The sequence below is a fragment of the Geomonas sp. genome, from assembly GCF_035254065.1.
Lineage (GTDB): Bacteria > Desulfobacterota > Desulfuromonadia > Geobacterales > Geobacteraceae > Geomonas.
Genome location: NZ_DATFBA010000274.1, coordinates 1 through 6,143, shown reverse-complemented (window position 1 = coordinate 6,143; position 6,143 = coordinate 1). Strand labels below are relative to the sequence as shown.

The 6,143-nt window shown below is 63.8% G+C and carries 6 protein-coding genes; 5 read left to right on the top strand and 1 reads right to left on the bottom strand.

Features of this window, described 5'->3' with window-relative positions; translation table 11 throughout:
* Window positions 1–1,544: ammonia-forming cytochrome c nitrite reductase subunit c552 (locus VJ604_RS12580; protein ID WP_324083008.1), on the bottom strand; the 1,544-nt coding region annotated here is incomplete at its 3' end.
* 580 nt (window positions 1,545–2,124) lie between these two features.
* On the opposite strand from VJ604_RS12580, the gene VJ604_RS12575 reads away from it, so the two are divergent.
* From VJ604_RS12575 to VJ604_RS12555, 5 genes are read left to right on the top strand one after another with little or no spacing between them, the layout of a single operon-like run.
* Window positions 2,125–2,619 (top strand): glycine zipper family protein, encoded by a 495-nt coding sequence (locus VJ604_RS12575; RefSeq protein WP_324083006.1) that lies wholly within the window; start codon window positions 2,125–2,127, stop codon window positions 2,617–2,619.
* 42 nt (window positions 2,620–2,661) lie between these two features.
* A complete protein-coding gene (locus VJ604_RS12570) occupies window positions 2,662–3,057 on the top strand; it encodes a hypothetical protein (protein WP_324083003.1) in 396 nt (131 codons plus the stop codon).
* Window positions 3,058–3,098: 41 nt separating this feature from the next.
* A complete protein-coding gene (locus tag VJ604_RS12565; RefSeq protein WP_324083001.1) occupies window positions 3,099–3,662 on the top strand; it encodes a lipid-binding SYLF domain-containing protein in 564 nt (187 codons plus the stop codon).
* A gap of 14 nt (window positions 3,663–3,676) precedes the next feature.
* Entirely contained in the window at window positions 3,677–4,990 is a 1,314-nt protein-coding gene (locus VJ604_RS12560) for a DUF3300 domain-containing protein (RefSeq protein ID WP_324082999.1), read from the top strand.
* Window positions 4,991–5,019: 29 nt separating this feature from the next.
* The gene (locus VJ604_RS12555; protein WP_324082996.1) at window positions 5,020–5,973 is read left to right on the top strand and encodes a DUF2950 domain-containing protein; all 954 of its coding nucleotides are present in this window, start codon (window positions 5,020–5,022) and stop codon (window positions 5,971–5,973) included.
* Window positions 5,974–6,143: the final 170 nt, after the last annotated feature.

Below are 6,143 nucleotides of genomic sequence, written 5' to 3'. Positions count from 1 at the left end.
GACGCCCTGGCGAGCGCGGCCACCGTCTGCGGGGTGAGCTGCCCCTGGAGCCCTTCCGCAGCCGCCGAGCGGACCAGCGGGGAGGGATCGTCCAGCGCCTTCAGCAGGACCGGCCACTTGCGTGGGTCCTGGCTGTTCGCCAGCAGACGGATCAGCGAGGTGGCAAAGACCTCGTCGCGCCCTTTGTCGGAGATATAGGCGAGCATCTCCGACAGCCTCTGCCAATCCCTCTTCCTTCCCGCTTCCACCAGTCCGGCCACCTTCAGCACCGGCTCCTGGTAATCCCTGCTCTTCCATTTCCTGACCAGGGCATCGGCCCATTGCGGGTCCCGCTCCGCGTGGCAAGCGGTGCAGGCGTTGGGCGACTTGAAGCGGATGGTCGCCGCGGGCAGGGGCGGGCGCATGGAATGGTCGCTTCGCTCCATGCGGGCGAACCCGGTCTTGGGCATGTGGCAGGAGATGCATTTGCCCCCTTCGCCGTCGGGGCGGTGATGGGTATGAGCCTGCGGGCTCTTCACCTTGTTTTCGTGACAGGGGAGGCAGGCCGCGTTGAAGTTCTCCTTGTGGAAGCGGTAGCGCCCGCTGGAGGTGTGGCAGTGCACGCAGTCGAGTTGCCCGCTCTTGGCGCAGGGGCTCATGGACCAGGAGGTGTGGGTGTAGTTTTCTCCGAGGTCTCTGCCGTCGGGAAAGAAGTCGGGGTTCTCCAGGGTGGCCAGGTCGAAATGGTCGAAGAAGCGGTCGCCGGGAGTGAAGGTCGCGGTCAACCTCTCCCCCTTGGCGTGGCAGGTTGCGCAGAGGTCGGTGCGCTGGGCATGGGTCATCTTCTTGGTGCTGATCAGGCGCAGCTCCGGCAGCGGTTGCCCCTTGGGGGTGTGCCGTGCCAGCTCGATATGCTCTGCGGCCGGGCCGTGGCAGGTCTCGCAGTTTATCCCCGACTCGGCCCAGGACGAGCGGTAGGTATCGGTTTCCGCCTGGTAGTTGGTGCTCATCTGGCTCACGTGACAGCCGTAGCAGGCGCCGTTGAAGGTCAACAGCGGGTCCTTCCAGGACACCGGCCGGTCGCTCGCCTCGGACAGATGCCGCAGGAAACTCGCCGTCGTCTCATACCAGCTCTTTTTCCTGGCGTCATAGGCAAGCGGCAGGACCTGCAGCCTCCCCCCGTCAAGCTCGGTCAGGAAGAAATAGACGTACTTTCCCCCCATCACGTGCTTTACCGGGTAGCGCTTTGTTTTTCCGGTTGAGGTTTCCACCACCGCGCCTTCTATGAGGTCGAAACGGTAGCCGAGGCCTTCCAACCGGATGTCGGCTGTCTGGGGAGCGAGGTTTTGGGCGGCGAACCCCGGGGAGTAGGGTTGCATGGCGAGCCCGTGGTGAGATGTCGACCAGAGTTGGTGGAATTTCGGATGGCATTCGCGACAGCTGGCCGAACCGGTGTAGCCGGCGGTAGCAGATGTCGCGGCAGATGCCAGTTGCTGTCCGGGAAGACCGGCCAGAAGAACGAAAGAGAGGGTTACCAGTGGGAGGGCCCGATTAAAAAAATTCAAATACACGCTCCATGGTTCATTGCAAAACAACTTTCGGACCGAAGAGACCGGCCACTTGTTCCAATTTCAGGTGTGGATGCTGCTGATTTCCGCGCCCCACGCGCGCGCAGATGGCCAAATGCGGGTGCTGTGACGCTTAATTAATTAAAGAGGTAATACAACAGCTTGATCCGTTGTCAAGTCGACCGGACGGTAAACTGGAAAATTCGGTCGGCTTGGGACGAAAGGGTGGCTGGCGGTATCGGTGGTGGTAACTCGAAAGTCTCCTTTTGGTACCCCGCTGAAAAGTCGAGGGGAAGCGTCATCAGCCTGATTCGCCTGCCCTGCTCCCCTCCCTAAGTCGATATTTCATCCCTTAGGTCTAAATCTCGTCTCCAGCTCCCCCCTCCCGTTGGCAGGGTCCTTAGGCCTCGTCAATCATTACCGCCGCTTATGCCGGCTGGCGGCTGGTTTCCCGCTTGGCACGCATCTAGAATCAAGGGTGAAGGATACCCTTGCCCCCCTCCGTCACGCTCCGGATTCCGAAGGCGATGTAAAGAGGGCAGGGGAGGATGGAGACAGAGGCGCAAAGGAGGTCGTCATGAAAAGCGAACAAGGAAAGCTGCGGATGCGAAAGCCGATCGCCTGCGCCATAGCCGTGGCGGTCCTGGCCGGCGTGGTGAGCGCCGGCGCGCAGGAGCCGATCGTCTATCCCGCCAAGGGGCAAAACGACGACAAGATGGAAAAGGACAAGTACTCCTGCTACAGCTGGGCGAAGAAGCAGACCGGCTTCGATCCCATGCAGGCGCCGACGGCGAGCGCACCTCCCCCGAAGGAGAAAGGGGGGGCCGTCAAGGGGGCTGCCGGGGGGGCCGCCGTGGGGGCGGTGGCCGGAGCCATCGGCGGTAACGCCGGCAAGGGGGCGGCCATCGGCGCGGCGACCGGAGGCATCATCGGCGGGGTGCGCAAAAGGCAGAGCCAGAAGGAACAGGCCAGCTACCAGCAGGACCAGCAGTCCCAGTACGCGAACCGGCGCGGCGAATACAACCGGGCCTGGGGCGCCTGCATGGAAGGGCGAGGCTACACCGTGAAGTAGCAGCGGCTCCCGGACGGCTGCACAACCCAAGAGGAGGATGTCATGGCAAGGATGTCAGCTTTACTGCTTGCGGCCGCGCTCCTGCTGCCAGCCATGGAGGTCAGGGCGGCGGAGGGGGATATCCGCACCTGTGCGTTGTCCAGGGCGATTGAATGCCTCCCCGACGAGGGGTGTGCCGAGTACAGCATCCAGGATGTGGAGCTGCCACGCTTCGTGCGGATCGACCTCAACTCCAAGACCATCACCTCCCTCGACAAGGAGGTGTCCCGCACCACCAAGATCGACACCGTGCAACGCCAGCAGGGGTTGACCGTCCTGCACGGGACCGAACAGCGCGCCTGGAGCATGGCCATCGGGGAGAATTCCGGTGAGCTTACCCTGACTGCTTCCGGGGATGGCGAAGGGATCGTGGTGTTCGGTTCCTGCATCACCCCCTGAAGTCGACCGTAGCCAGCGAATCTGCTCAAGGAGAAGCCGACATGAAAAAATACGCGCTCTTAGCAGTCATCATGCTCCTGCTGGCCGTGGCGGCGGCGCCCCGCCTCGCGCAGGCCTCCACCAAGGCCGAGATCAGCAACGACGCCAAGGCCGCTCTCGAGAACCTCTACGCCACGATCCCCGAGGCCAAGGCGCTGGGGAGCAAGGCCAAAGCGGTGCTGGTCTTTCCCAGCATCCTGAAAGGGGGGCTCATCATCGGCGGCCAGATCGGCGACGGCGCCCTTTTCAAGGACGGCAAGATCATCGGCTACTACCGCTCGGTGGCCGGTTCTTACGGGCTGCAGGCGGGCGTCCAGAAGTTCGGCTACGCCATGTTCTTCATGAACGAGAAGGCGCTCCAATATCTCAAGAAGAGCAAGGGGTGGGAACTGGGGATGGGGCCCAGCCTGGTGATCGTGGACAAGGAATCGGTGGCCGCCTTCGGCAAGAGCATGACCACCTCCACCCTCAAGGACGACATCTACGCCTTCATCTTCTCCCAGAAGGGGTTGATGGGGGGGCTCGGCCTGCAGGGATCGAAGATAACCAAGATACATCCGGATTAAATGAAGGAGCCAGTATGAAAGGCACATCGCTTTGCATGCGTGGAGTCGCTCTCCTGATCGCCTTGCTCTGCCTCTTCTCCCTGCCCGTCACAACCAAGGCGCAGGAGGGTGGCGCCCAGAAGCTTTCCAAGGGGGAACTCGCCCAGCTGTTGGCGCCCATCGCCCTCTACCCCGACGAACTGGTCTCCCAGATCCTGATGGCATCGACCTATCCCCTGGAGGTCGTCCAGGCCGACCGCTGGGCGAAAAGCCACAAGCAGAGCGCGGGAGATGTGCTGGCCAAGCAGTTGGAAAAGGAGCCCTGGGACCCCAGTGTGAAGTCGCTGGTGAACTTCCCGGAGGTGCTCGCCAAGATGAGCGAGAAGCTCGACCTCACCACCAAGATAGGGGACGCCTTCCTCTCCCAGCAGAAGGACGTGCTGGACACCATCCAGGAGCTCAGGCAAAAGGCGTACGAGGCGGGGAACCTGAAGAGCAGCAAGGAGCAGAAGGTGGTGGTGGAGAAGGAGACCATCATCATCCAGCCGGCCAACCCCCAGGTGGTCTACGTCCCCTCCTACAGCACGACCGTGGTCTACGGGGCCTGGCCCTATCCCGCCTATCCCCCCTATTACTACTACCCGCCTCCTCCGCCGGCCTATCCGGCCTACCACTTCGCGGCCGGCGTCGCGGTCGGCATGGCCTGGGGCTACGCCTGGGGACACTGCAACTGGAACAGCGGCCACGTGGATTACAACGTCAACCAGAACATAAACATCAACAACAACATCAACCGCAACAAGTACCAGGGCAACCGCGGTCAGGGGGGGCAAGGTGGGCAAGGGGGGAGATGGCAGCACAACCCCGAGCACAGAAAGGGTGTGGCCTATTCTGACCGCAAGACCGCCCAACAGTACGGGCAGTCCCCCGCCCGCTCCACGGAAGCAAGGCGTGACGCACGTGGCTACGGAGGCGGAGCGGGAGCGCGTCCCTCCACTGCTGACCGTGGCGCCCTCGGTTCTCGCCCTGGCGCTGGCCAGAGTCCTGGTGCCGGTGCCAGACCGGGTGCTACCCCGGGTAGCGGAGCCCGGCCAAGCGCGTCCACGCGGCCTACTACCGGCAGCGCGGCAGGCGCGGCAGGCGCGGGGCGTGGCGGCGGCTACGCTGGTGGGCGGGACACCGCCTTCAGCGGCGATTTCGGCAGCGGCAATGCGGCGCGTAGCGCGAGCCAGCGTGGCAGCGCCAGCCGGGCAAGCGGCGGCTTTGGCGGTGGCGGTGGTTACGGCGGTGGCGGCTTCGGCGGCGGACGCTCCGGCGGGTTCGGTGGCGGTGGTGGCAGGCGCAGGTGATGACCGTCAGCCAAGAGGGAGGCTTTAGCATGATGCTCAACACGTCCCGTAGATTGTCGCAGATTCTGCTCCTGCTGTCGGCGCTGCTTGCCGTCCTGTCGGTGGTGGTGCTGGCGCCGGAGGCAGCTACCAAGCAGGCCCAGAGGACCTTCGCTTCCCCCGAGGATGCCGCAAAGGGGCTGATCGCAGCGCTCAAAAACAGCGACGCCGGGGAACTCTCCTCTATCTTCGGTCCTGGTTCCCAGGCGGTGGTGGCTTCGGGCGACCCGGTTGCCGACCAGAGGAACCGGGAGCGCTTCGTCGCCCTGTACGACGAGAAAAACGGCCTCCAGGACGCCGGCGCCGGCAGGAAGGTGCTGGTGGTCGGCCCCGAGGACTACCCGTTCCCGATCCCCATCGTCGGCACGGACGGCTCCTGGCGCTTCGACCTGAAGGCTGGCCGGGAGGAGCTTTTGAACCGCCGGATCGGCCGCAACGAGCTGGAGGCGATCGAGGTCCTCTACGCCTACGTGGATGCCCAGCGAGATTACGCGACCGAAGACCGCGGGGGGCAGCGGATCCTGCAGTTCGCCCAGAAGATCCGCAGCACGCCGGGCAAGAAGGACGGGCTGTACTGGGAAGCCAGGGAAGGCGAGCCGGAGAGCCCCTTCGGGCCGCTGGCGGCGAAGGCGGACCGGGAAGGGTATAAGAAGTTGAAGACAGGGGGCACCCCCTTCCACGGCTACTTCTTCAGGATACTGAAGGCGCAGGGGAAGCACGCTCCCGGTGGTGCCTTCGACTACGTGGTCAACGGCAAGATGGTGCTCGGCTTCGCCATGGTGGCCTATCCCGCGCAGTACGGTTCCACCGGCGTGATGACCTTCATCGTGAACCAGGACGGCGCCGTGTACCAGAAGAACCTGGGGAAGAACACCAGCAAGGCCGCCCAGGCGATGAAGCTCTACGATCCCGACCCGACCTGGAAGAAGGTCCAGGCCGAGTGATCTCCCTGCCGTAGCGATCTCCTCCGAGGTAGGGGCAACTGCACGGTTGCCACCTCCTCGGGGGAAACGATCGCCAGGCTTCTCCCGCTCCGGAAATTTCCCGTCGTTTCTTTCCTTGTCCCCGTCCCATCACTCGTGCACGCTGGTCCTGGCCTTACCTGCCCCCCTCC